The 23,407-nt window shown below is 64.0% G+C and carries 19 protein-coding genes; 16 read left to right on the top strand and 3 right to left on the bottom strand.

What is annotated here, in order from left to right; all coding sequences use genetic code 11:
- Window positions 1–8 precede the first annotated feature (8 nt).
- The 10 genes from AB3X95_RS28375 to AB3X95_RS28420 all read left to right on the top strand — a co-directional run bounded on the left by AB3X95_RS28375 (window position 9) and on the right by AB3X95_RS28420 (window position 15,058).
- Window positions 9–1,205, top strand: a complete 1,197-nt coding sequence (locus AB3X95_RS28375; protein ID WP_176126188.1) for a lipopolysaccharide assembly protein LapB — start codon at window positions 9–11, stop codon at window positions 1,203–1,205.
- Between the two features lie 142 nt (window positions 1,206–1,347).
- Window positions 1,348–3,186, top strand: a complete 1,839-nt coding sequence (locus AB3X95_RS28380) for an extracellular solute-binding protein (protein ID WP_368623223.1) — start codon at window positions 1,348–1,350, stop codon at window positions 3,184–3,186.
- 8 nt (window positions 3,187–3,194) lie between these two features.
- On the top strand, window positions 3,195–4,250 hold the full coding sequence (locus AB3X95_RS28385; protein ID WP_368623146.1) for a microcin C ABC transporter permease YejB: 1,056 nt from the start codon (window positions 3,195–3,197) through the stop codon (window positions 4,248–4,250).
- Window positions 4,204–5,313 (top strand): ABC transporter permease, encoded by a 1,110-nt coding sequence (locus tag AB3X95_RS28390; RefSeq protein ID WP_368623147.1) that lies wholly within the window; start codon window positions 4,204–4,206, stop codon window positions 5,311–5,313. The genes AB3X95_RS28385 and AB3X95_RS28390 overlap by 47 nt, the downstream gene beginning before the upstream one ends.
- A complete protein-coding gene (locus AB3X95_RS28395; RefSeq protein ID WP_184228918.1) occupies window positions 5,310–6,953 on the top strand; it encodes an ABC transporter ATP-binding protein in 1,644 nt (547 codons plus the stop codon). Before AB3X95_RS28390 ends, AB3X95_RS28395 begins: the two co-directional genes overlap by 4 nt.
- Window positions 6,950–8,386, top strand: coding sequence for a TldD/PmbA family protein (locus tag AB3X95_RS28400; protein ID WP_368623148.1), 1,437 nt, complete (start codon window positions 6,950–6,952; stop codon window positions 8,384–8,386). The genes AB3X95_RS28395 and AB3X95_RS28400 overlap by 4 nt, the downstream gene beginning before the upstream one ends.
- Window positions 8,386–9,747, top strand: coding sequence for a TldD/PmbA family protein (locus AB3X95_RS28405; RefSeq protein WP_176126183.1), 1,362 nt, complete (start codon window positions 8,386–8,388; stop codon window positions 9,745–9,747). The genes AB3X95_RS28400 and AB3X95_RS28405 overlap by 1 nt, the downstream gene beginning before the upstream one ends.
- Window positions 9,748–9,921: 174 nt before the next feature.
- Window positions 9,922–10,506, top strand: coding sequence for a GNAT family N-acetyltransferase (locus AB3X95_RS28410; RefSeq protein ID WP_184228917.1), 585 nt, complete (start codon window positions 9,922–9,924; stop codon window positions 10,504–10,506).
- 15 nt (window positions 10,507–10,521) lie between these two features.
- Window positions 10,522–13,707, top strand: coding sequence for a multidrug efflux RND transporter permease subunit (locus tag AB3X95_RS28415; protein ID WP_368623149.1), 3,186 nt, complete (start codon window positions 10,522–10,524; stop codon window positions 13,705–13,707).
- A 220-nt stretch (window positions 13,708–13,927) separates the two neighbouring features.
- Window positions 13,928–15,058: an alpha/beta hydrolase gene (locus tag AB3X95_RS28420; RefSeq protein WP_368623150.1), complete on the top strand. Its 1,131-nt coding sequence runs from the start codon at window positions 13,928–13,930 to the stop codon at window positions 15,056–15,058.
- A gap of 241 nt (window positions 15,059–15,299) precedes the next feature.
- Here AB3X95_RS28420 and AB3X95_RS28425 read toward each other — a convergent pair whose 3' ends face one another.
- Window positions 15,300–15,752: a PPC domain-containing DNA-binding protein gene (locus tag AB3X95_RS28425; RefSeq protein ID WP_368623151.1), complete on the bottom strand. Its 453-nt coding sequence runs from the start codon at window positions 15,750–15,752 to the stop codon at window positions 15,300–15,302.
- Window positions 15,753–15,910: 158 nt separating this feature from the next.
- Window positions 15,911–16,336, bottom strand: a complete 426-nt coding sequence (locus tag AB3X95_RS28430; RefSeq protein ID WP_368613492.1) for a CBS domain-containing protein — start codon at window positions 16,334–16,336, stop codon at window positions 15,911–15,913.
- A gap of 203 nt (window positions 16,337–16,539) precedes the next feature.
- Here AB3X95_RS28430 and AB3X95_RS28435 point away from each other — a divergent pair, with 203 nt between their 5' ends.
- Both AB3X95_RS28435 and AB3X95_RS28440 read left to right on the top strand, forming a co-directional pair.
- The gene (locus AB3X95_RS28435) at window positions 16,540–17,388 is read left to right on the top strand and encodes an MBL fold metallo-hydrolase (protein WP_368623152.1); all 849 of its coding nucleotides are present in this window, start codon (window positions 16,540–16,542) and stop codon (window positions 17,386–17,388) included.
- A 145-nt stretch (window positions 17,389–17,533) separates the two neighbouring features.
- Window positions 17,534–18,640 carry an SDR family oxidoreductase gene (locus AB3X95_RS28440; protein WP_368623153.1) on the top strand — a complete coding sequence of 369 codons (1,107 nt, stop codon included), beginning with the start codon at window positions 17,534–17,536 and terminating at the stop codon, window positions 18,638–18,640.
- A gap of 629 nt (window positions 18,641–19,269) precedes the next feature.
- On the opposite strand, the gene AB3X95_RS28445 is transcribed toward AB3X95_RS28440, so the two are convergent.
- Window positions 19,270–20,241, bottom strand: coding sequence for a chemotaxis protein CheB (locus AB3X95_RS28445; RefSeq protein ID WP_368623154.1), 972 nt, complete (start codon window positions 20,239–20,241; stop codon window positions 19,270–19,272).
- A gap of 759 nt (window positions 20,242–21,000) precedes the next feature.
- On the opposite strand from AB3X95_RS28445, the gene AB3X95_RS28450 reads away from it, so the two are divergent.
- The 4 genes from AB3X95_RS28450 to AB3X95_RS28465 all read left to right on the top strand — a co-directional run bounded on the left by AB3X95_RS28450 (window position 21,001) and on the right by AB3X95_RS28465 (window position 23,389).
- Window positions 21,001–21,810, top strand: a complete 810-nt coding sequence (locus AB3X95_RS28450) for a GntR family transcriptional regulator (protein ID WP_368623155.1) — start codon at window positions 21,001–21,003, stop codon at window positions 21,808–21,810.
- 117 nt (window positions 21,811–21,927) lie between these two features.
- The gene (locus tag AB3X95_RS28455) at window positions 21,928–22,077 is read left to right on the top strand and encodes a hypothetical protein (RefSeq protein WP_368623156.1); all 150 of its coding nucleotides are present in this window, start codon (window positions 21,928–21,930) and stop codon (window positions 22,075–22,077) included.
- On the top strand, window positions 22,074–22,844 hold the full coding sequence (locus AB3X95_RS28460) for a cupin domain-containing protein (protein WP_368623157.1): 771 nt from the start codon (window positions 22,074–22,076) through the stop codon (window positions 22,842–22,844). Before AB3X95_RS28455 ends, AB3X95_RS28460 begins: the two co-directional genes overlap by 4 nt.
- On the top strand, window positions 22,841–23,389 hold the full coding sequence (locus AB3X95_RS28465; protein ID WP_368623158.1) for a 2,4'-dihydroxyacetophenone dioxygenase family protein: 549 nt from the start codon (window positions 22,841–22,843) through the stop codon (window positions 23,387–23,389). The genes AB3X95_RS28460 and AB3X95_RS28465 overlap by 4 nt, the downstream gene beginning before the upstream one ends.
- Window positions 23,390–23,407 lie beyond the last annotated feature (18 nt).

Consider the following 23,407-nt stretch of genomic DNA (forward strand, 5'->3'; position numbering starts at 1 on the left):
ATGCTGTGATGAGAATAGTGAATCGACGGCTCAAACAGGCGTTGTCGGCGGCCGTCGTCGGCGTGGTCTTCGCCGCGGCAGCGCTGCCGGCCGCGGCCGACACACTGCGTCCCGATGTCGGCAAGCCACTCAGCGCGGCCCAGGATCTCTATCGGGCGCACAAGTACAAGGACGCGCTGGCCAGGATCGCGCAAGCCGCGGCGGTGCCGAACAAGACGCCGTACGAGATCTACATGGTCGAGGAAATGCGCGGCGCGACGTTGATGGCGGACGGCGACGAGGCGTTGGCCGCCCAGGCGTATCAGACGCTGCTCGGCACCGGGCAGTTGAAGGGCGACGACGAGCAGCGCGTGAGCGAGACGCTGGCAGGCATCTACTTCCGGCAGCACGACTATGCGCGAGCGATCGCGACCGCGCAGCGTTACGAGAAGGCGGGAGGCAGGGATCCGCAGATGAAGGAGCTGCTCGTGCAGTCGTACTACCTGTCAAACGACTGCGCGAGCGTGATCGGTGCACTGAAGCCGGCGATCGACGCGCAAGTGCGCGCCAACCACGCACCCGATGAGTCGCAATTGCAGCTATTGAGTACATGCGCGCAACGCGGCAAGGACGACGCGACCTATCGCACCGCACTTGAAGCGCTGGTCGCCTACCACCCGAGGCAGGCGTACTGGGACAACCTGTTCTCGGCGATTCGCGCGAAGCCGGGCTTCTCGCCGAAGCTCGACGTCGACGTGTACCGCTTGCGGCGTGCCAACGGTGCGTTCGGCTCGGTGGACGACTACATGGAGATGACGCAGCTTTCCCTCGTCGCGGGTACGCCGGCCGAAGCGAAACAGATCATCGATCAGGGCTTCGCCTCGGGCGTGCTCGGCAAAGATGCGCAGGCGGAGCGCGAAAAGCGCCTGCAGGCGCTCGCGGCGAAGCGCGCGCAGGCGGGCAGCGATGGGGAGAATCCCGTCGCGCCGGTCGACCAGGGGTTCAACCTCGTGTTCGCTGGCCACGCGAAGGACGGGCTCGCGATGATGGAGTCGGCGATCGCGAAGGGCGGCCTCGACCATCCCGATCAGGCGCAACTGCATCTAGGCATTGCCTACTACGTGGCGGGACAGAAGCCGCGTGCGATTCAGGCGTTCCGGGTGGTCAAGGGCACGGACGGATCCGCCGACCTTGGCCGGCTGTGGACGCTGATGGCGTCGAAGTAGGCCCATCGGCCGGGCTCGCGCCCGGCCTTGCGCTCCGATCCGATCAATGTCACGCCGGCTTCCGTCCGGCGTGCGCACACGCACAGTGACAATGAAACTTCTGACGTTCCCCTCGTTGGGCCGGCGCGCGCCGCTTGCGACGATGATCACGCCCCTGATCGCCGCGATGGTCGCGACGACCGGCGCGACCATCGCGTTGCCGGCCGACGCCAAACCGGCGATTGCGCAATTCGGCGAACCGAAATACCCAGCGGATTTCACGCATTTCGATTACGCGAATCCCGACGCGCCGACTACCGGCGAATTGACTTTTCAGAACTACAACGACAACCAGAGCTACGATTCGACGAATCCGTTCATCGTTCGAGGAATGCCCGCGCCGGATATCCGTAACCTGATGTTCGATACGCTGATGCAACGCAGCTGGGACGAACCGGCTTCCGAATATCCGCTGATCGCGGACGATGTGGTGCTCGCGCCCGACCAACGCTCGGCGACGTTCCACATCAATCCGGCGGCGCGATTCTCGAACGGCGATCCGATCACCGCACAGGACGTCAAATCCTCGTTCGATACGCTCAAGAGCGCGCAGGCGTCCCCGTTGATTTCGTCGCAGTTCGTGCAGATCAAGCGAGCGACGGTGGTCGACCGTCAAACCGTGCGCTTCGACTTCGCCGACAACTCGAGAGCCAATCCGTTGATCGCCGGTGATCTGCCGGTGTTTTCGCCGAAGTGGGGCATGCAACGGGATGGCAAGCGCCTGCCGTTCGATCAACTGTCCGTCGATCCGCCTATTGCGAGCGGCGCTTATCTGATCGAGTCGCGTAAGAACGACAAGCAGATCACCTATCGCCGCAACCCGAACTATTGGGCCGCAAATCTGCCGGCGCGGCGTGGGATGTTCCGCTTCGAGCGCGTGACGTTCAAGCTCTATGTCGACCAGTACACGATGCTCGAATCGTTCAAGGCTGGCAACGAGGATGTGCGCGTCGAATACAGTGCGACCCAGTGGGCGCGCAAATATGTCGGCAAGAACTTCAAGTCGGGGTTCCTTCACAAGGGCGAATTTGAAGAGGGCCCCGCGCAAATGCAGGGCTTCATCATCAACACACGCAAGCCCCAATTCCAGGACCGGCGGGTTCGCCATGCGCTTGCGCTTGCATTCGACTACGAGTGGATGAACCGGATGATGTTCTACGGGCAGTATCGCAGGCTGAACAGCTTCTGGGAGGACAGCCCGTTCGGTGCGACCGGCATGCCCAGCGAGAAAGAGGTGAAGCTGCTCGAGCCGTTCCGCGCATCGTTGCCTCCTGAGGTGTTCGGCCCGATGGTCAAGCTGCCGAACACGCTGCCGCCCGGCTCGCTACGGCAGAACCTGCGGCAGGCGCGCGACCTGCTCGCCGACGCGGGCTGGCACTACCGCGACGGCGCATTGCGCGATCCGAGCGGCAAGCCGATGACGATCGAGATCATCGATAACCAGCCGGGCATGGACCGCCTCATCATCCCCTACACGCAGGCGCTGCAGACGTTGGGCATTCACGCTTACTTCCGCGAACTCGACAGTGCGCTTTATCAGAAGCGACTCGACAACTTCGAGTACGACATGACGACGTACGTTTATCCGCCCGTCACGATCCCGGGGCCGGAGCTGATACGCCGTTTCACGAGCCCTGCTGCATCACAGGTCGGTTCGGAAAACTACATGGGCATTCGCTCGAAGGCCGTGGATACGCTCGTGCACGCAGCCATCTCTGCCGACACGCTCGATGACCTTGAGACGGCCACGCGCGCGCTCGATCGCGTACTGATCAACGAGTACTACCTCGTGCCGCACTACTACCCGCCGAACGCGCGGATCGGCTACAAGTCGACCATCGGGTTCCCGAAGGTGACACCGATCACGTATCAGTACGAGGACTGGGTCATCAATTACTGGTATCGCAAACCGCAGGCGCAGACAACCGCCGCAGTGCATTGAGGAGCGTCATGTTCGCCTACATTCTCAGACGTCTTCTGTTGATGGTGCCGACGATCATCGGTGTCGTCACGCTGACTTTCGTCGTGACCCAGTTCGTGCCGGGCGGGCCGGTGGAGCAGATGGTGACCCAGCTTCGTCACGGCCAGTCGCGCCAGGGTGCGGACGGCGGTGGCGGCGGCAGCGGCTATCACGGCAACCAGGGCCTCGACCCGCAGCAGATCGAGCAGATCAAGAAGCAATTCGGTTTCGACAAGCCGGCGCACACGCGTTACCTGCTGATGTTGAAGAGTTACGCGACGTTCGATCTCGGCCAGTCGTACTTCCAGCACAAGAGCGTGTGGGAGGTCATCCGCAGCAAGTTGCCAGTCTCCATTTCGCTCGGGCTCTGGACCGTGATGCTGACTTACGCGGTGGCCGTGCCGCTCGGCATCGCCAAAGCCGTGCGCAACGGCTCGCGCTTCGATGCGGTGACGAGCGTACTCGTCCTCGTCGGCTACGCGATTCCCGGATTCGTGCTCGGCGTGCTGTTGCTGATGCTGTTCGGCGGCGGCACGTTCTGGCAGCTCTTTCCGATGCGCGGACTCACATCCGACGACTTCGCCGATCTGTCCGCCGTGGGCAAGGTGCTCGATTACGTCTGGCACATGGTGCTGCCCGTGACGGCGTCCGTGGTCGGCAACTTCGCGATCGTGACGATACTGACGAAGAACACATTTCTCGAAGAGATCGGCCGGCAATACGTGCTGACGGCGCGCGCCAAAGGCGCGCCCGAGCGCGACGTGTTGTGGAAGCACGTGCTGCGCAACGCCGCCATTCCGCTGTTGACGGGCCTGCCCGCTTCGTTCGTCGGCGCGTTCCTGAACGGCAACCTGCTGATCGAGACGCTGTTCTCGCTCGACGGCATGGGGCAGCTGTCTTACGACTCGGTGATTCGCCGTGACTACCCCGTGGTGCTCGGCTCGCTGTTTCTTTTCACCCTGATCGGCCTTTTAACCAAACTCATTGCTGATGTCTGCTATGTCATCGTCGACCCCCGCATCCAATTCGACAGCGTGGACCGCTGAGGCGCCCGTGGCGCCGGCCGCGCCGGTCTCGCCGTGGCGACGCACGTGGCTGCGCTTCAAGAGCCAGAAGCTCGGCTACTGGAGCCTGATCATATTCGTCGCGCTGTTTGTCGTCAGCCTTGCCGGCGAACTGCTCGCCAACGACAAGCCGCTCGTCGTGCGCTACGACGGGCACTACTACTTCCCGATCCTGAAGGAGTATCCGGAGACGCAGTTCGGCGGTGATTTCCCCGCGAAGACGAACTATCTCGATCCGTATATCGGCTCCCGCCTGGAGGCAAACGGGAATTTCGCGGTCTATGCGCCGAACCACAACTATTACGACACGATCGACTATTTCGCCGAGCGGCCGTTCCCGGCCCCGCCGAACGCCGCGAACTGGCTCGGAACCGATCAGTTCGGGCGTGACGTGCTCGCGCGGCTGCTCTACGGCTTTCGCGTGTCGGTGCTGATGGCGATCGCGCTGACCTTGTCAGGCGTGTTGTTTGGCGTCTTGACGGGTGCGCTGCAGGGCTTCTACGGTGGACGGACCGACCTCATCGGCCAGCGCCTGATCGAGATCTGGTCGTCGATGCCGGACCTCTATCTGCTCATCATCTTCGCCTCGATCTTCGAGCCGACGCTTTGGCTGCTGTTCATCCTGCTGTCGATGTTCGGCTGGCTGCTATTGTCCGACTACGTGCGCGCGGAATTCCTGCGCAACCGCGCGCTCGACTATGTGAAGGCCGCGCGCACGATGGGACTCTCGAACTGGCAGATCATCTGGCGTCACATATTGCCGAACAGCCTGACACCGGTCATCACGTTCCTGCCGTTTCGCATGAGCGCGGCGATCCTTTCATTGACGAGCCTGGACTTTCTCGGGCTCGGCGTTCCGCCGCCCACGCCGAGCCTCGGCGAGCTGTTGCAGGAGGGCAAGAACAATCTGGACGCCTGGTGGATCTCGGTATCGGTGTTCTCCGCGCTCGTCGCCACGCTGCTGCTCCTGACGTTCATGGGCGACGCGCTACGCAACGCGCTCGATACGCGCAACCGCGGCTCGGCGTTCGGAGGTGGCCAATGAGCGAAAACTGCAAACCGCTGCTCAGCATCGAAGATTTCTGCGTCTCGTTCGGCGACAGGCAATGCGTGTTCGACGTCAACCTCGCGATCGGCCGTGGCGAGCGTGTCGCGCTCGTCGGCGAATCGGGCTCGGGCAAGAGCGTGACGGCGCTGTCGGTGCTGCGCCTCGTGCGCGATGCGACGCACACGGGCCGCATCGTCTTCGATGGAGAGGACCTGCTGACGAAGAGCGAACAGCAGATGCGCGGTGTACGCGGCGCCGATATCGCGATGGTGTTTCAGGAGCCGATGACGGCGCTCAATCCGCTCTATACGGTGGGCCAGCAGATCGCGGAGAGCCTGCGGCTGCACGAGGGGCTGCGCCCGAACGCGGCGCGCGAGCGCGGCATCGAGTTGCTGCGCCGGACGGGCATTCCCGAGCCCGAACGCCGCATCGACAGCTACCCGCACCAGCTCTCGGGGGGCCAGCGCCAGCGCGCGATGATCGCGATGGCGCTCGCGTGCCGTCCGCGCCTGCTGCTGGCCGACGAGCCGACCACGGCGCTAGACGTGACCGTGCGCCAACAAATCGTCGACCTGCTGATCGGCTTGCAGGAGCAGGAGGCGCAAGAGCGCGGCATGGCCGTGCTGTTGATCACGCATGATCTGAATCTGGTGCGGCGGTTCGCGCAGCGCGTCGCCGTCATGGAGAAGGGCGTGCTCGTCGAAACGAATACGACGGAGGCGCTGTTCGCGAATCCGCAGCATCCGTATACGAAGCGATTGCTCGACAGTGAGCCGCGCCGCGCAATCGAGAGCGTGCCTGACGATGCGCAGAACGTGCTGTCGATCGAGGGGCTCGCGGTCGACTATCGAACGAACGCGAAAGGCTGGCGCTCGTTGCTCGGCAGGACGGCGTTCCGCGCGCTGCACGAAGTCGACCTCACGCTGCGCCGCGGCGAGACGCTCGGCATCGTCGGGGAATCCGGCTCCGGCAAGTCGACGCTCGCCTCGACGGTGCTCGGCTTGCAGCGGGCCACGGTCGGCGACGTCAAGGTGGCCGGCAAGCCGCTGCGCGAATATCGATCGTCCAGCAAGGCCTGGCGTGCGCTGTGTGCGCGCATGCAGATCGTGTTCCAGGATCCGTTCGGCTCGCTTTCGCCGCGCATGACGATCGAGCAGATCGTCGGCGAGGGGTTGCGGATTCATCGTCCCCAGCTCGATGCGCCTGAACGCAGGGCGCGTATCGTCGAGCTGCTCCAGGAGGTCGGTTTGTCCGCCGAGGTGCTGCTGCGTTATCCGCACGAATTCTCGGGCGGTCAGAGACAACGGATCGCGATTGCCCGCGCGCTTGCCGTAGAGCCCGAACTGATCGTGCTGGACGAGCCGACGAGTGCGCTCGACGTATCGGTGCAGCAGCAGGTGCTCGGCCTGTTGACGCGTTTACAGAAGAAGTATGGGCTCAGCTACCTTTTCATCACGCATGATCTGGCCGTCATCCGCGCAATGGCGCACCGCGTGGTCGTCATGAAATCGGGGCGGATCGTGGAGACCGGCCACACGCTCGACGTGTTCGACACACCTTCGCATCCCTATACTCAGTCGTTGCTCGCGGCGTCGATTCTGCAGAACGCCGCAGCGCTCAAGGAGAACATTGCATGATCGAAGAACTCTGGACATCGGCCGCGCGCGCATTGCGCAGCGATGCCGATTTCTGGTCGGTGCGATTCGTGGACGAACGCAAGGACGAGCACGTCGTGCGCAACGACGTGGCCTTGCCGATTTCCACCGCACGCGAGCGCGGCGCGATGGTGACGGCGTGGGCCGGTGCCGGCGCGGGCTATGCGGCGACCGCGGATCTTTCGGCAAGCGGCCTGCAACGCGCGCTCGACATCGCCACCGCACGTGCGCAGGCGAGCGCGGCACACACGCTCATCGACCATCGCGAGATTGCGCGGCCGACGCAAAGCGGCAGCTATGTGTCGCCGAATGCACAGGGCGCTCTGCCGTCGCGGCGCGAATGGCTTGAACGGCTCGCGCACGAATGCGCGGCTGCAAATCTGGGCGAGCGCATCGTCGAGCGCGTGGCCGGCATGCAAGTGACGCACTGCGATCAGCTTTACGTGACGAGCGATGGCGTGCGCATCGATCAACAGTTGCGCTTTCTCATGCCGAGCCTTTCCGCAGTCGCGCACGGCGACGGCGACACCCAGGAGCGAACGCTCGCGGGCCACTATGGGACGCTCGCGCAGGGCGGCATGGAAATCCTCGCGCGCTACGGCTTTGACGGCGCGGGCGCGCGCGTGGCCGACGAGGCGCTGCAACTGCTGGCCGCGCCGAACTGTCCCAGCGGCCGCCGCGACCTGCTGCTGATGCCCGACCAGATGATGCTGCAAATTCACGAATCGATTGGCCATCCACTCGAACTCGACCGCATTCTCGGCGACGAGCGTAATTTCGCGGGCTGGAGCTTCGTGAAGCCGGAGATGTTCGGCCACTACCAGTACGGCTCGGAATTGCTAAACGTGACCTTCGACCCGGAGGTGCGCGAGGAGGCCGCCGCCTACGCGTTTGACGACGACGGCAGCGCAGCCAGTCGCCAATATCTGATTCGTGCCGGCGTGCTCGAACGGCCGCTCGGCGGCGCGCTGTCACAGCAGCGGGCGGGACTGCCTGGCGTGGCGAACTCGCGCGCATCCAACTGGAACCGGCCGCCCATCGACCGCATGGCGAACCTCAACATTGAACCCGGTGAATCGTCGCTCGACGTGCTGATCGCGGGCATCGAGCATGGCATCCTTATGAAAACCAACACGTCCTGGTCCATCGACGATCATCGCAACAAGTTCCAGTTCGGCTGCGAATTCGGCCAGCTGATAGAGAACGGCAAGCTCACGCAGGTCGTCAAGCGTCCGAACTATCGCGGCGTTTCTTCGAGCTTCTGGCGCAGCCTCGCCGCGGTTGGCGATGCATCCACGCGCGAAATCTACGGCACGCCGATGTGCGGCAAGGGCGAACCCGCGCAGGTGATCCGCGTGGGACATGCATCGCCCGCATGTGTGTTTTCGAACGTCGAAGTATTCGGAGGCGCGTGATGACCGAGATGCTTTTCCCGCGCGGCGTCGATGCGATCGACTGGCACGCGCGCTTCATGATGCTCGCCGGCGCGATTGAGCGCCTGCGCCGACCCGGCGAGACCGTGCTTAGTTCGTTTGCGGGCGAGCAGTCGGATTTCATCCGCTTCAACGCGGGCAAGGTGCGGCAAAGCGGTCGGGTGGAGCAGGGGCGATTGACACTGCGGCTCGTGAACGGTGCGCGTCAGGCGTATTTCACGCTCGACCTGAGCGGCGACACCCACGCCGACGCGCGTGATGTGGACAAAGCGCTCGCGGCGCTGCGCGAAAGTCTGCTGGATGCGCCCGACGATCCCCATGTGCTGTTCGATAGCACGGCGTGGTCGCGCAGCACGCACCGAAGCGGCAGGCTGCCGGAGCCGCAAGCGCTCGTCGAACTCGTCGCGCAGTGTGCGCAGGGTCTCGATTTCGTGGGCTTCTACGCGGGCGGCACGGTCTTGCGCGGCTTCGCCTCGACCTCGGGTAGCCGCGGCTGGTACGAAGTGGAGAATTTCAATTTCAGCTGGTCCCTCTATCAGCCCAACGGGCGCGCGATTAAGACGACCTACGCGGGCGACGCGTGGGACGACGTCGTGTTCGCGGGCAAGGTGAGCGAGGCGGCGGCGCGCTTGCCCGTGTTGCTGCGTACGCCGCGCGTGCTCACGCCGGGCGGCTATCGCGCCTGGCTCGCACCGGCGGCGCTTTCGGAGCTGGTCGAATCGATGGCCTCGAATGGCTTTTCGGCGCGTGCCCAGGCGAACTCGATGAGTCCACTCTACAAGCTCCACACCGGCGCGTGCGCGTTCGACGCGCGCGTGGCGCTGGCGGAATCGCTTGAACTTGGCATCGCACCCGGTTTCAACGACGACGGCTATCTACGCAAGAGCGTGCCACTGATAGACGCGGGTCGCAGCGTTGGCCAGCTAACGAGCGCGCGTTCTGCGCGCGAGTGCGGGCTCGAACCGAACGGCGCACTGCCGGAGGAACTGCCCACCTCGCTTGCGATGGCCGGCGGCGACCTCGTCGAGGACGACGTGCTCGCACGCCTCGGTACCGGACTTTATGTCGGCAACCTGTGGTACGTGAACTTCTCGGATCGCATGAATTGTCGACTGACCGGCATGACGCGCTTCGCGACCTTCTGGGTGGAGGACGGCGAGATCGTTGCGCCCGTCGACGCGATGCGCTTCGACGACAGCCTCTATGGCCTCTTTGGCGAACGTCTCGAAGCGCTGGGCGCACGTACGGAACTGCTGCTCTCGGACTCTACGTGGGGACAACGCGCGGCCGGCGGCATGCAACTGCCAGGCGCGCTGGTGAAGTCGTTCGAGCTTGTGTTGTAGCGCGGCGCGCTGGCCAGGTGGTCACGCATTACGGAAGTGCAGCTGTATCGCAAGTCCGGCTTCGAGATCGAAGGGCGGCTGCGTGGCTATATGCTGCGCCAGGGCGTCCTTGTCGATGCATATCTGTTGGGGCGCCTGAGCGCGCCACTGCCTCACATTACGGAGTGACGCTCGATGAATCACCATGGTGAAGCCGTGGCGGCCCACGTCGCGTTCGCGAAGACGGTGCGTCTACGCGCTGCCGAACTCGATGATTGCGAGGCGATCGCCGCGCTCATGAACCTGCCTGGTGTGCGGCCCGGCATTCTTTCGCACGGTTATCGCACCGCCGCATCGCTGCGCGACTGGCTGGAGAATCTCGCAGCGAATTCGATGATAGTCCTCGCCGAATGTGAAGGGCGTTTGATCGGACAGGCTGGACTCATGGTGCACACGGGGCGGCGCGCGCACAGCGCTTCGCTTGGCATCGCGGTGCACGACGCGTATCACGGCTGCGGCGTGGGCTCGCTGCTACTCGGTGCGCTACTCGAAGCCGCCGACAATGCGCCCGGCCTGCGCCGCATCGAGCTCAGCGTATTCGCGGACAATGCCCCGGCGATCGCGCTGTACCAGAAGCTCGGCTTCGTGATGGAAGCGCGCGCCCGGGCCGACGCTGTACGCGACGGTGCGCTGCACGACGTCTTCCCTATGGCGCGCATCGCCAGCGCGCCCGAATTCGGTCCGGCGCAAGTGCCCACGGATTCCACGGCAGCCCACTGACCCAGGACCCCACACGTGCCCTTCTTCTTCATCGACAGACCGGTTTTCGCGTGGGTGATCGCGTTCGCCGTGATGGTGGCCGGTGCGCTTGCCATCACGCAGTTGCCAGTCTCGCAGTATCCGCGCCTTGCGCCGCCGCGCGTCGTCATCTCCGCGACTTACCCCGGCGCGACAGCCGAGCAGATCGACAGCGACGTCGCGAGCCTGATCGAGCAGAGCCTCGACGGCGCAACGGGACTCTCGTACTACGAGACGACGAGCGACGCGCTCGGCGAACTCGAGATCGATGTCATGTTCACGCCCGGCACGAATCCCGACCTGGCCATGGTCGACGTGCAGAACCGCCTGAGGCAAGTCGAACCGCGTTTGCCGCAGCAGCTCGTGCAGCAGGGCATCAGTGTCTTCAACGCGGCGAATACGTTCCTCATGCTCGTCACGCTGGTGTCGACCGACGGCACACGCGATTCCACGACATTGAGCGACTATCTGAACCGTTATCTGCTGCGCGAACTGAAACGCACGCCAGGCGTCGGCTCGGCTGAACTGTGGGACGCTGACGAGGCGATGCGTATCTGGCTCGATCCGGTGAAGCTGCGCGAATACAGCCTGTCGCCCGCCGACGTCAGCGCCGCGATCCGTGCGCAGAGTTCGAGCGTCACGGCGGGCGCGATCGGCGATGCGCCGGCCACGGCCGGGCAGGCGCTGACCGCGTCCGTCAACGTGCATGGGCAGTTGCGCACGCCGGCCGAGTTTGCCGCGGTCGTGCTGAAGGCGCAGCCGGGCGGGGGCGTGGTGCGGCTTGGCGACGTGGCCCGCGTCGAGGTTGGGCGCGACAGCTATACCTTCTGGTCGCGCCTGAACGGCCATTCGGCCGCGACCGTCGGCATCCAGCTCGGGCCGCTCGGCAACGCGCTCGCCACATCGAACGCGATCCGCGCGCGCATCGACGCATTGTCGAAGACCTTGCCAGCGGGCATCGACGTGCGGATTCCCTACGACGGCGCGCACTTCGTCAAGATTGCCATCAAGGAGGTCGTCCTGACGCTCTGCGAGGCGATCGTCCTCGTCTTCTGCGTAATGTGGCTGTTCCTGCGCGAACTGCGCTACGCGCTCGTGCCGACCGTCGTGATTCCCGTCACGCTGTTGGGCTCGTTCCTCGCCATGCACGCGTTCGGCCTCTCGATCAACGTCTTCACGTTATTCGGGCTCGTGCTTGCGATCGGCATTCTCGTCGATGACGCGATCGTCGTCGTGGAAAACGTCGAACGGATCATGCACGAGGAGGGACTGGCGCCGCGCGAAGCGACGCGCAAGGCGATGCGGCAGATCGGCGGCGCAATCGGCGGCGTGACGGCCGTGCTCATTGCCGTCTTCCTGCCGATGGCGTTTTTCAGCGGCGGTGTGGGCGGAATCTACCGGCAGTTCTCGATAGCGATGATTTCGGCGATTCTGGTCTCGGCGTTCATGGCGCTTTCGCTCGCACCTGCACTCTGCGCGAATCTCCTCAAGCCGCCGCGGGACCATAACGCTTTGCGCGGCGGTGTCGCCGCGCGCTGGCTTGCGAAGTTCTCCTCGGGCTTCGATGGGGCGACGCGTCGTTACGGCGTCTGGGTGGCGCGATGGCTCGGGCGCTCGAAGCTGGCCTTCGCCGTGCATCTCGCGCTGATCAGTGCGGCGGCGGTACTCTACGCGGCGATGCCCGGGGGCTTCTTGCCGACGGAAGACCAGGGGCAGCTTCAGGTGATGGTGCAGCTGCCGTCCGGTGCTTCGCAGGAGCGGACCTTCGCGGTGCTGCGCCAGGTTGAATCGATCCTGCACAAGGAGCCCGCCGTCGAAAACGTGACCTCGGTGATCGGGTGGAGTTTCGCGGGCAGCGGGCAGAACGTCGGCATGGCCTTCGTGTCGCTGAAGGACTGGGAACGACGCAATGTCGATGCAGTGACCTTGCGCGAAAGACTGAACCGCGAATTCGCCAGGATCCTCGACGGTGAAGTGTTCGCGCAGTTGCCGCCATCGGTGCCCGGGCTCGGCCACGCCGACGGCTTTACGTTTCACCTCGAAGATCGCGGCGGCGTGGGCAAGGAGGTGCTCGACGCGGCGCGCGAGCGCCTGATCGAACTCGCGAAGCAAAGCCGCATGCTGGCCGACGTGCACTCGGAGACGCTGCCTGACGCGCCGCGCGTAACCGTCGAGGTCGACCGCATGAAGGCCTATGCGATGGACGTGTCGTTCGATGCCATCGCCGACGTACTCCGCGCGACGTTTGGCACGTCGTACATCGCCGATTACCCAGCGGGGGGACGCATGCTGCGCGTGCTCGTCGGCGGCAATGCTGCGACCCGGATGACGGACACCGATCTGCTCGCGCTCACGGTGCGCAACCAGGCGGGCAGGATGGTGCCGTTCTCGGCTTTCGCGTCGCTGCGCTGGGCGCGCGGGCCGAGCGTCCTGACGCGTTATAACGGCTACCCGGCGCTCGACGTGACGGGCCGCGCCGCGAACGGTTACAGCTCCGGTGCCGCGATGGCCGAGATGGAGCGGCTCGCGGCCCAGTTGCCCGAAGGTATCGGGTTCGAGTGGGCCGACGTGTCACTCGCCGAGACGCAGGCGGCGCAACAAACGCCGCAGTTGCTGGCGTTGTCGCTGCTCGCCGTGTTCATGGCGCTCGCGGCGCTTTACGAAAGCTGGACGATTCCGTTGTCGGTGCTGGTTGTCGTGCCGCTCGGCATCATCGGCGCCGTTGCGGCGATGTTCTTGCGCGGTTTGCCGAACGATATTTACTTCAAGATCGGCGTGGTGACCGTCATCGGCCTCGCGGGCAAGAATGCGATTCTGATCGTGCAGTTCGCGCGCGATCTGCATGCGAGCGGAGCGGGTCTCGCCGATGCGATCGTCGAGGCTTGCACGATGCGCTTTCGACCGATCGTCATGACGTCGGCGGCATTTCTAGTCGGTGTCGTGCCGCTTGTGTTCTCGACGGGCGGTGGCGCTGAAAGCCGCCACTCGATTGGCACGGGCGTGTTCGGTGGCATGATCGTCGCAACAATACTTGGGTTGATTTTTACGCCGGTCTCGTTCTATGTCTGCACGCGGGCCATGCGCAGGCGGCGTCGTGCAGAGGGCACGTCGGCGTGGAAACGGCGCACGCTGGAGGCCGCGCTCGATCGCGCCGTCACGGCGGAGGTGAAGCAGGGCGATTAGGGCAGTTATGCGAAATCGAGTGCAGTGGGCGACCACACCCTTGTGCCTTTCACCGAGTGACACAGGGTGGCATTCGTTCCGAATACCGCCGTCGGCTGAAGATCGCGTCGGGATTCCCTGGCACGTCGCACACGAGCTTGCCGCCACGGAACAGGTCGCGACGGATTCGCGCGTCGCTTGCGTTAAAGGAATTCATACCCGGACAACGCAAAGGACCGACATGCTCACCACTCTCTGCACACGCGTGCTGACTTCCGTCGCCGTCGGGCTGTTGTTGCAGGTAGCGGCGGGATGCGCGGAGCAGGCGGCGTCGACCGAAGCCGCCGCCTCGGCTTCCGCGCCGCCGAAGATCGATCCGCTGGTACACACGCCGGTACCGGTCGTGCTGGACGGCCGGTTCGAAGTCGCGACGCCGGCCGGGCGGGGCATCGTCCCGATTCACGTGACACGCGACTGGTCGGTGCCGCAGCCCGACGTGACGCGTGCGGTCGTGGTCATTCACGGCTGGCCGCGGCGAGACCTGGCCTCGGCGGACAATGCGGCAATCAAGGCAGGGGCGGCGGCGGAGCACACGATCGTCGTCACGCCGCAATTCCTCATTGCCGCGGACATCGAGGCCCACCACCTGCCCGGCGACATGCTGCACTGGGGTCGAGATGGCTGGAAGACGGGCTACGACGCGCACGGCCCGGCACCCATCAGTTCGTTCAGCGTGATAGATACGATCTTCATGCGGCTTGCCGATCGGCGACTCTTTCCCTCGCTCAAGCAGGTCGTGCTGGCCGGGCACTCGGCGGGCGGACAGTACGTGCAGCGTTACGCGGCCGTGGGCCGCGGCGACGCGCCGCTGCTCGCGCACGGCATCGCGATCCGATACGTGGTAGCCAATCCGTCGTCGTATCTGTATTTCGACGCAGCGCGGCCCGTCGCGACGACAGCCGCATCGTGTGCGCACTTCGACCGCTGGGAATATGGGCTTGAAGGCGAGCTGCCGCGCTATGTCGAGCAACCCGTCTCGGCATCGGCCATCAAGGCGCACTATCTGGCGCAGGACATCGTCTACCTGCTCGGGACTGCGGACAACGACCCGAACCACAAGCAACTGGACCGCTCGTGCGGCGCAGAGGCCGAAGGCCCAACGCGCCTCGCGCGCGGACTCAGCTACGTCGCCTGGTTGCGCGCGCAAAGCGGTGGTCATTCCGGTGGAGATTTCAGCCAGCGCGTTGTCGAAGTGCCCGGCGTCGGACATAGCAGCACGCGCATGTACGCATCGACGTGCGGCACCGCGGCACTGTTCGATCGCGCCGGCTGCGAAGCGATGGATGCGGCTTTTGCGGCAAAGGGGCGGTGATTGGTGTTGGGATGCCAGGCGGGTTTTGCGACCGAACGCATGACCAAAGACCTGGGCGCTCCCGCCCAGCGGCTCTGGTACGCAGAAAAATCGCTCGAGCACGGCTGGCTGCGCAGCGCGGGGCGGATGAAAACCCCGTGTTGCTCGCCGCTTCCTCCCTCCGTCTCCTTCGCACTAAAACATCGCGGTCGTAGACACCCCTTCGACGGCCCCTATGGCGATTCTATTCGTGCCATAGCGATCAACCTGTATCCAGCGCGATCAAGGCGATCCCGCCGAGCTCGCTGTGGGACGTTCGACGCAGGTGGGCCGGTGCCTCGATCAGCATGACCTCGAGCGTCGGACGCACGTGCAGTTCTTGAATGTGGCCGCCGACGGTGCGGCCGCCTTTTAGTCCAAGGAGTCCGTGCAGATGCAGCGATGGCCGGCCATCGTCTCCCTTGGCGACATCGCCCAGGACGGAGATCACCTCGCACTGCTCGTCCACGGAGATCGGCTCATAGGTCTTTGTTTCCCAGTTGAGCCATGCCACGACGCCGCACTGCAGCGCACCTATCGCACTGACCCGGGCGCCTTCGATCCCATTGTCGCCAGCGAATGCCTTGAGGCCGCCGACGGCTTCCTCCCCCGTATCGAAGACGACCACGTAGGTGCGGCCACCCTGGGCGTCGGTCTCCAGCAGCTTCGATTTCATGTTGGCTCTCCTCTGTCTTTATCGTCTCCTATGTGCACTCTGCGATTCCCGAAATTACAAAGGGCCGGGTGAATCGTGCGTGGCCCATCTTGCAAACACATGCGGCACTCAGGACAGTCGTGAGTACCGCGCAACTTGCCGGGGCGACAAATGACGCGTCAGCGGTCGGGCGTCGAAGGCGTGGACACGGCGGAAAGCGTCGAAGAAGTGCCGCCGTCCGCAGTCGTTGCAAGGTCCCCGAGCGCGATGATGCCGACGAGATGCTTTTCCCGATCCACCACGGGTAGCCGGCGAATCTGCGCATCCGCCATTTTCTTTTGGGCTACGTCGAGGTCCTCGTCTTCGAAGCACCAGTTGACCGGGCCGCTCACAATGTCCTCGATCGGCGCGTCGGACGACATTCCTGCAGCGATCGCGCGCACGACGATATCGCGATCCGTCACCATACCGAGGAGGTTGGCGCCATCGCAAACCGGCAAGGAGCCGACGTTCAGTTCGTCCATCAATTTCGCCGCTTGCTGAATACTTTGCGCTGCGCCGATCGTGGCGACGTCGCGAGTCATTACTTGTGCTACTGAGGTCATGGTTTGCTCCTCCTAGAGGTTGAACTGTAGTTTCAATCGCAGCACGGGCCATTCCAGAAAAGCGGTTGGTTGTTTGGGTATGTGCATTGCGGCGACCTATTCGTGTCATGCCAGAAATGGGTTCTAAAAGGTGTGTTGCTTCGGTGCCAGCCGCTGCAGGTCAAGCGCCGCGCCCGAAGTCCACGCCGCCCACAGATAGCGTCATGCATAGCGTAAAACGGAATCCACCCAACCAGGCTGACGGCGCGCAGAGCCCCGTCTGCCCGACCTGCGGCACCCAGTATCCACCGTCGAGCACACCGCCGCGACAATGTGCGATCTGTTGCGACGTTCGTCAGTTCGTGCCGCGCGAAGGTCAGACATGGACCGATCTCGCGAGCCTGCGCGTCAAGCACGCAAACGCGTTCAAGCGGCTACGCGCTGGCCTGTACGAGATTCGCACGCAACCGCCATTCGCGATCGGACAGCGTGCGCTGCTGGCCACCACCGCTGCCGGCAACGTGCTTTGGGACTGCGTTACGCTGCTCGACGATGCCACGGTCGACATCGTCGATGCGTTGGGCGGTCTCAGTGCAGTGGCGATCTCGCATCCGCATTACTACGCGACGATGGTGGAATGGGCACGAGCCTTCGGCTGTCGTGTCTGGCTGCATGACGCCGACAGGCAATGGGTGATGCGCGACGATCCCGCGTTGCTGTACTGGTCCGGCGAGCGCATCGCATTGAATGACGAGGCGACGCTGTTGCGGGTTGGCGGACATTTCCCGGGTGCAACCGTGATGCACTGGTCGAACGGCGCGGGTGTGCTGCTATCGGGAGATGTGCTGCAGGTCACGCCGGGACGCTCGCACGTTTCTTTTATGTACAGTTATCCAAACTATTTGCCCTTGTCGGCGAACTGCGTGCACGCGATCGAACAAGCGCTCGACGGCGAAGCGTACGACGCCGTATACGGCAGTTTCGCGAATGCGGAGATCGAGCGCGATGCGAAGCGGGCGGTGGCCGATTCGGTTGCAAGGTACGTGGCGCTTCTCGACGATCGCTCGGTGTGATCGTCGATTGCGCAAACGAAGGTCGAGTTAAAAGACCAGCGCGCGAGGCGGCGCGTGACGGCCGCTTACGCGCGCGTAGGAAATGAAAGACATGGAAGGGTATAAGGCTTGCTCGATCGTCGGCACATCGAAGAAGGAGAAGCCCATGTCCAACGATCGATCGACGAGCGCTCCTGGCCGCGAGTCGTTTGCGCAAGACAACACGCCCGCGGACCAGGTGTCCCACGGGCGCCGCAAGGTCGTGCAAAGCGCCGCGGCCGGTCTGGCCGCGGTCTTCGCCGGAAACGCGCTCGCAGCCGATCCCGGCGCGCCGGGTAGCCAAGCCGCTGACGCCGCAGCACCCGCAGCGCCGGCCGTTCCCGACGCGAACGCGGCGCTAAGCGATCCGCGCGATCTGTATCCGCACCCGCCGTTTCAGGATCAGCAGCAGCCGTGGCCCGGCCTTGCGAGCCGCATGACGCCGCGTCCCGATCATGGCGAGTCCAGCTATCGCGGCAGCGGACTGCTGGCGGGCCGCAAGGCGTTGATCACCGGCGGCGATTCGGGCATCGGTCGCGCGGCGGCGATCGCGTTCGCACGCGAAGGCGCAGACGTATCCATCATCTATCTGCCCGCCGAGGAGCCGGACGCGCGCGAGGTCGTGGCACTGATTCGCGGCGCGGGTCGCAAAGCGCTCGCGATACCCGGCGACCTTCGCGACGAAGCGTTCTGCAAGCAGGCCGTCGATCGCGCGGCGAACGGCATGGGCGGCCTCGACATCCTCGTCAACAATGCGGGACGCCAGCACAGCCACGATTCGATTCTCGACATCAGCACCGAGGATTTCGACTGGACCTTACGCACCAATCTGTACGGCATGTTCTGGATCACGAAGGCTGCGATCCCGCATATGCCACCTGGTGCGGCGATCATCAACACGAGTTCGGTGAATGCCTACAATCCGTCGGTGAACCTGCTCGACTACGCGATGACGAAGGCCGCGATCGCGAACTTCACGAAGTCGCTAGCCAAGCAGATGATCTCGCGCGGCATCCGCGTGAACGCGGTGGCGCCCGGTCCGTTCTGGACGCCGTTGCAGGTCAGCGGCGGCCAGACGATGAAGAACCTCGAGAAGTTCGGCGGCGACACACCGATGGGACGTCCGGGTCAGCCTGCGGAAATCGCGCCGGTTTATGTGGCGCTGGCGATGGCGCGCGCGAGCTATGTGACGGGGCAGGTGTATGGCGCGACGGGCGGCGAGGGTCCGCCGTGAGCGCATGGGACAAGGGATCGCTGCGCGACGCGATGCGTGGAACACGCCGTTTTCTACTTCGGGTATGCCCACGGCGGGCAACCGGCCCGATTTTCGCAAAGCCAGTAGTAGCAGGCGGCTTCGTGAGAGGCAAAATCATCACCGCGCTCACGAAGGCGTTCTCGCCATTGGGCAACGTCCATTACCGAAGCATGCGCACCGTCGGCGGTCCAGAGCGCTGCCATCAGATATTTGTCTACTTCGATCGGCGTCCCATTAACGATAACAGTCGGGATTGCCAGAGATTCAGTCAACATGGACCAGGTCACGCCCGTCGATTGCAGTAGTATGACGGTACGCCGATTGCTAGTGCCCATGTGTGTTCGTAACGGCTGCGTTTCGGACAGACCGGTATCCGCTGCGCAAGAAGAAATCCAGCGTACAGGCGCTTTGGCCACTTCTGACACCGCGGGGACAGCGGAAAAGCCAGTTCAAGCCATCAAATCGCGCTGTGGCGCAAGGCGCTGGCCGAGCGCGCAGAATCCGTCGGAAATGGCGCGACCGCGGAGAGCAACTCCCCTGCTGGTGCGTTGAGTCCGGAGTCGGCAGCAAGGCGCGGCCGACAGACGGCATTGGGCGCGCCCACCGAGTCAACCTGTATTCGAGATCGCCCCGGATATTGCCGCCTTTAGCGTCTGGACCAGCTTCTCGGCTTCGTCCACGCGGGCTTGCTCTATTTGCGCCTGCTGCTGGTCGCCCACGCGTCTCGCCCAATGCTGACGCTCGTGCGCCAGAATGATGCGCTCGTTTACTGCACGGATTGCCGCCCACAGGGGGTTTTCTGCTGCCTTTTTATCGCCGTCCTCCAGCGACAGTGCGCCGAAAGCATGCCCAGTGTGGCATCGGTAGCGTAACGGATATTCACCGTGCATCCGCCACAACGCACCACCGCATTCCGGGCATGTGAGGGCCGATCTGTCTCCGATGCGATCCATGTCCTCTGGTCGCACTATCTGCCTGCGCGCAAGCTCCTGTTCCAGATCGAGGTTGTCGGGGCACATATCGATCACCTCCTTCCGTGGCCTGGCCGGCGCTCCGTTGACGGCATCGACGATATGTCGCGCCAGTTGCCGTGCGTCCGTCAGAACGTCTGCACCAGCGGCTCTCAATGCGCCTACGACCCCGCGACCGTGGTCGCGCGCCGCGGACCTGAACAACGGGTCCGCAGCGGGGCGTGCGAAATTTTCCGCGGCGCCATTGTTAACGCACAACTTACCGTCGGAGACCAGCATGTGGCGACCGGGAGGCGCGACATATATCCGCCCCCTCGCCAGCGGTTCGCCGTCAGCCGGGTGGCTCGCCGGCAGGGCACCCCAGGCAGAAAGCAGGGCCGGCAGTCTGGTTTCATGCAAGCCTATATGCAACACAACGCAGACTGCGGCCGGAAGTTCGGGCGGCAACCCATCGGCCAGCGTCTTCAGGACAGAAAATGCACCGCGCGAGCCAGCAATAACAACGATATCCCTCTCATCCATAAATCCTCCACTAGCCTGAAGGCCCGCAGCAGCCCCGTAGACGACGCCCTGCATTATCGGCATCGCGGTGCTTGCTTTCATGTTCATTCATTTTTACGCCTTTGGCGGCGACGGAATTGCAGTTGCGTGCCCAGCGGTCAGGTTCACCTATGCCGTGCTGCGGCCAACCGGGACTACGTCAAAACCGGTGTGGAGATAGCGTGAAAGGTCGGCGCAAAGCGGCCAATTTTCGGTGTGCGGTGAGATGAACTGTGCGCGCTCCTGACAGATGACGCAGCACCGAGCGCTGCGATGCATGCGGTGCAGGATGAACGCTCACATGCGAAAGAGCGCTGGTGGCAGGGCTTCGCGCAGTAATGCTGTCCGGTAGGGCATGCCACGCTCCGCTCGAAGGTTGCGCCGGTCGGGATGATCCGGCACAACCAAGCCTGCGGAGCAGCGCGCAAAGTCAAGGCGCCGCAGAAGCACACAGCCATTCGCCGAACTGTTCAAAGATGCGACAGGCAGCAGTCGCGTCGAGGCGGAGCCGGACATGTCCGGCTGGCTTCGGTTGCGGATTCAACCGGTCGACGCAACACAATCGAAGTCGCGTGCGCCTCGCGTTGACCGTCCCACAAGGTTGCGACGCGGGACCAAGCCAATCATGCAACGGCCTCTTGCACAATTGCCGCGGTCGGCCGTGCCTGCGCCAACGCCCGCATGTCCATAAGATTGCACAGTGCCACTCCGACCGATTACTTTTTGAGCCGTCCCGTGGAGTTGTCGGGGTGTGTGCCAGGAACGCGAGCGGACGCTAGCCCTATCACTGGCATATAATTCCAACATTGGTTGATTAGGATTTACGCGATGACGGAAGAGCGACCCATTGGGGCCGCGCGGCTGGAGCTGCCGGCTGAGCGCGGCGTTGCACAGTATCAGCGGCTGGCGTCCCTGCTGCGGCACCGAATAGCGAAGGGTGAGTATCCGCTCGGCACGCAGCTGCCGCCGATCACGCAGCTTGCAGACGATCTCGGCGTCGCCGTCGTCACCGTCCGGCAAGCATACGAGCTGCTTTCCAAGGAAGGGTTGATCCGCAGCCAGCGGGGCGTCGGGACCCACGTTGCAGCGCTGCCCGCCGCCACGAGCGACCTCGAACAGGTAATCAACAACCCCTTCGCCGCGCCGCAGGCGCTCGTCTTCGAGATACTCGAAGTCCGGCGCTGCACCAAGGTGCCCCAGGAACTGCTCGGACCAGATGACCGGGCTGTCGACGACTACGTGTGTGTTCGCAAGCTTCACACCTATTCCGGCGAGCCATTCTGCTACGCCGAAATCTATGTGCCCATGTGGGTTTTCGAATCACTGCCCAATGACACCACCAGGAAGCGCAAACTGCTTGCCGCGGTGCTCGACCAACTGGGCGTGCGCTGCAAACGCTTGCGGCAACGCATGGCCGTGATGCCCGCGGATTTTCCTCTATGCGACATGCTGAAGATTCCGTTTGCCTCGCCGGTTGCGAAGATCTCGCGGCGCCTGGTTGATGGTAAAGGCAACGTGCTGTACGCCGGTGCTGCCTGGTATCGGGGCGACCGCTACGTCTCCGAGATGGACCTCCCTGCGTCCGCCCTCAAAACCGCGCCCGAAATCACTGAGCCCCAGCGGCGAACTGTCGGCTAAGCCCGTGACTGTCGGGTAAGCCCGTACTTGACCTCATTTTGCGCATGCCTAAACTACTAACATTAGGCATTTAGGTTCAACTCTCCGAAGTTAAATCCTCGTTGGAGTTCGATGCGCATGCGGAACCTTCCCCTCCTCGCCGCCGCCTTGCTCGCGTCGCAAGCAACAGCGTCGGCTACTTATCCGACCAACCTTGGCGCTTCCGGCTTCATGGCGGCGCTGGCCACCGCCCCGGCGATGAAGACCACATGGTGCCAGCCCGAATGAGGCCCGTACCTACCGTGATCCGGGCGGCAGACCTTGCCGCCTACGCGCCGGCCAACCATACCGGCACCTCCAATGTGCGTGTGATTGGCCCCGAGACCGTCGGTGCGACGGCGCTCGAAGTGCTGGTCGGCACGATCGTGAAATCGCACGGTGCGCGGCCGCACGCGCATCCCCACCTGGAGCAATGCGCCTACATGATCGAGGGAACCGGCGAGTCTGGGGCGGAAGGTCGCGTGGAAGCGATGGAGCCCGGGACCTGGGCCTACGTTCCGGCAGGCGTGTTCCATTCGTTTCGCGTGACCAGCGAGCAGCCCGGGCGTGTGCTGGTCGTCTATACGCCACCCTATGGCGAGAACCCGGCGCACACGATCACGGAACCCGACGGCGCGTCCGGCACGAGCGGTGACAGCAAGGTGCGCGTGCTTGCCGTCGGGGATGCCGCAACGGGCACGGTTCCCCTTTTCGACCGGGAGACCGTTGGCGCGCGCTGGGTCGACATTGCTGCGCTGCGCATGAGCGCCGGCAGCGTATCGGCCTGCTGCACGGAGCCTGATGCCGAGCAGGTTCTCTACGTTGAAAACGGACGGATCGATGCCTGTGTCGACGGGCAGGCCTTCAGTCTCGCCCCGGGCGATTTCCTGTTTGTTCCGCGCGGGGCTGCCGCCTCCCTGCGCTCGTTGCCGGAGCAGCCGGCGTCCGGCTTCCTTGTCAAAGGGCGCGTTCCATCCACTGCCTTACCTTCGCCAACCATCGGAGACAACTCATGAACGCAAGGATTCTCGCGCAGCCCACCACGTCCACCGGCGCTCCGCTGCCGCTGCCCGCTCTGCCGCAGGACAAGCTCCTCACCGTCAACATCGAGCAGATTCCGCTGATCAAGGATGTCTTCCCGGGCATCCACATCAAGCCGCTGCGCCTGGACCTGGAGCGCGGCGAGTGGGTCTTCATGGCCATCCTGGAACCCGGCTGCTCACTGCCGATTCACTACCACACCGGTACGGCGCAGGTGTGGACGATCCAGGGCTGCTGGATGTATCGCGAGTACCCCGACCAGCCGCAGACGGCGGGCTCCTATCTGTACGAGCCTGCCGGCTCGGTGCACACCTTCTATACCCCCGCGGACAACACCGAGGACACCATCACGATTGCCTGGATCGAAGGCGCGCAAGTCAGTTTCAACGATGACGGCACGTTCCATTCGCTCAATGATGCGGTCTCGGTCCGGTACGCGCTCGAAGCCCTCGCGGCGGCACGCGACATCGGGCCGATGCCCTACATCCGCGGCAATGGCGCCGACGTGGCCGGTTCCTGACCGAAAAGAGGAGCACAG

Source organism: Paraburkholderia sp. BR13444 (genome assembly GCF_040948755.1).
Taxonomy (GTDB): Bacteria; Pseudomonadota; Gammaproteobacteria; order Burkholderiales; family Burkholderiaceae; genus Paraburkholderia; species Paraburkholderia youngii.

Bases quoted from the DNA above. Each gene is read 5' to 3' on its own strand.
- AB3X95_RS28375 (WP_176126188.1), top strand. From the start codon at position 9: ATGAGAATAGTGAATCGACGGCTCAAACAGGCGTTGTCGGCGGCCGTC.
- AB3X95_RS28380 (WP_368623223.1), top strand. From the start codon at position 1,348: ATGATCACGCCCCTGATCGCCGCGATGGTCGCGACGACCGGCGCGACC.
- AB3X95_RS28385 (WP_368623146.1), top strand. From the start codon at position 3,195: ATGTTCGCCTACATTCTCAGACGTCTTCTGTTGATGGTGCCGACGATC.
- AB3X95_RS28390 (WP_368623147.1), top strand. From the start codon at position 4,204: ATGTCATCGTCGACCCCCGCATCCAATTCGACAGCGTGGACCGCTGAG.
- AB3X95_RS28395 (WP_184228918.1), top strand. From the start codon at position 5,310: ATGAGCGAAAACTGCAAACCGCTGCTCAGCATCGAAGATTTCTGCGTC.
- AB3X95_RS28400 (WP_368623148.1), top strand. From the start codon at position 6,950: ATGATCGAAGAACTCTGGACATCGGCCGCGCGCGCATTGCGCAGCGAT.
- AB3X95_RS28405 (WP_176126183.1), top strand. From the start codon at position 8,386: ATGACCGAGATGCTTTTCCCGCGCGGCGTCGATGCGATCGACTGGCAC.
- AB3X95_RS28410 (WP_184228917.1), top strand. From the start codon at position 9,922: ATGAATCACCATGGTGAAGCCGTGGCGGCCCACGTCGCGTTCGCGAAG.
- AB3X95_RS28420 (WP_368623150.1), top strand. From the start codon at position 13,928: ATGCTCACCACTCTCTGCACACGCGTGCTGACTTCCGTCGCCGTCGGG.
- AB3X95_RS28425 (WP_368623151.1), bottom strand. From the start codon at position 15,752: ATGAAATCGAAGCTGCTGGAGACCGACGCCCAGGGTGGCCGCACCTAC.
- AB3X95_RS28430 (WP_368613492.1), bottom strand. From the start codon at position 16,336: ATGACCTCAGTAGCACAAGTAATGACTCGCGACGTCGCCACGATCGGC.
- AB3X95_RS28435 (WP_368623152.1), top strand. From the start codon at position 16,540: ATGCATAGCGTAAAACGGAATCCACCCAACCAGGCTGACGGCGCGCAG.
- AB3X95_RS28440 (WP_368623153.1), top strand. From the start codon at position 17,534: ATGTCCAACGATCGATCGACGAGCGCTCCTGGCCGCGAGTCGTTTGCG.
- AB3X95_RS28445 (WP_368623154.1), bottom strand. From the start codon at position 20,241: ATGAACATGAAAGCAAGCACCGCGATGCCGATAATGCAGGGCGTCGTC.
- AB3X95_RS28450 (WP_368623155.1), top strand. From the start codon at position 21,001: ATGACGGAAGAGCGACCCATTGGGGCCGCGCGGCTGGAGCTGCCGGCT.
- AB3X95_RS28455 (WP_368623156.1), top strand. From the start codon at position 21,928: ATGCGGAACCTTCCCCTCCTCGCCGCCGCCTTGCTCGCGTCGCAAGCA.
- AB3X95_RS28460 (WP_368623157.1), top strand. From the start codon at position 22,074: ATGAGGCCCGTACCTACCGTGATCCGGGCGGCAGACCTTGCCGCCTAC.
- AB3X95_RS28465 (WP_368623158.1), top strand. From the start codon at position 22,841: ATGAACGCAAGGATTCTCGCGCAGCCCACCACGTCCACCGGCGCTCCG.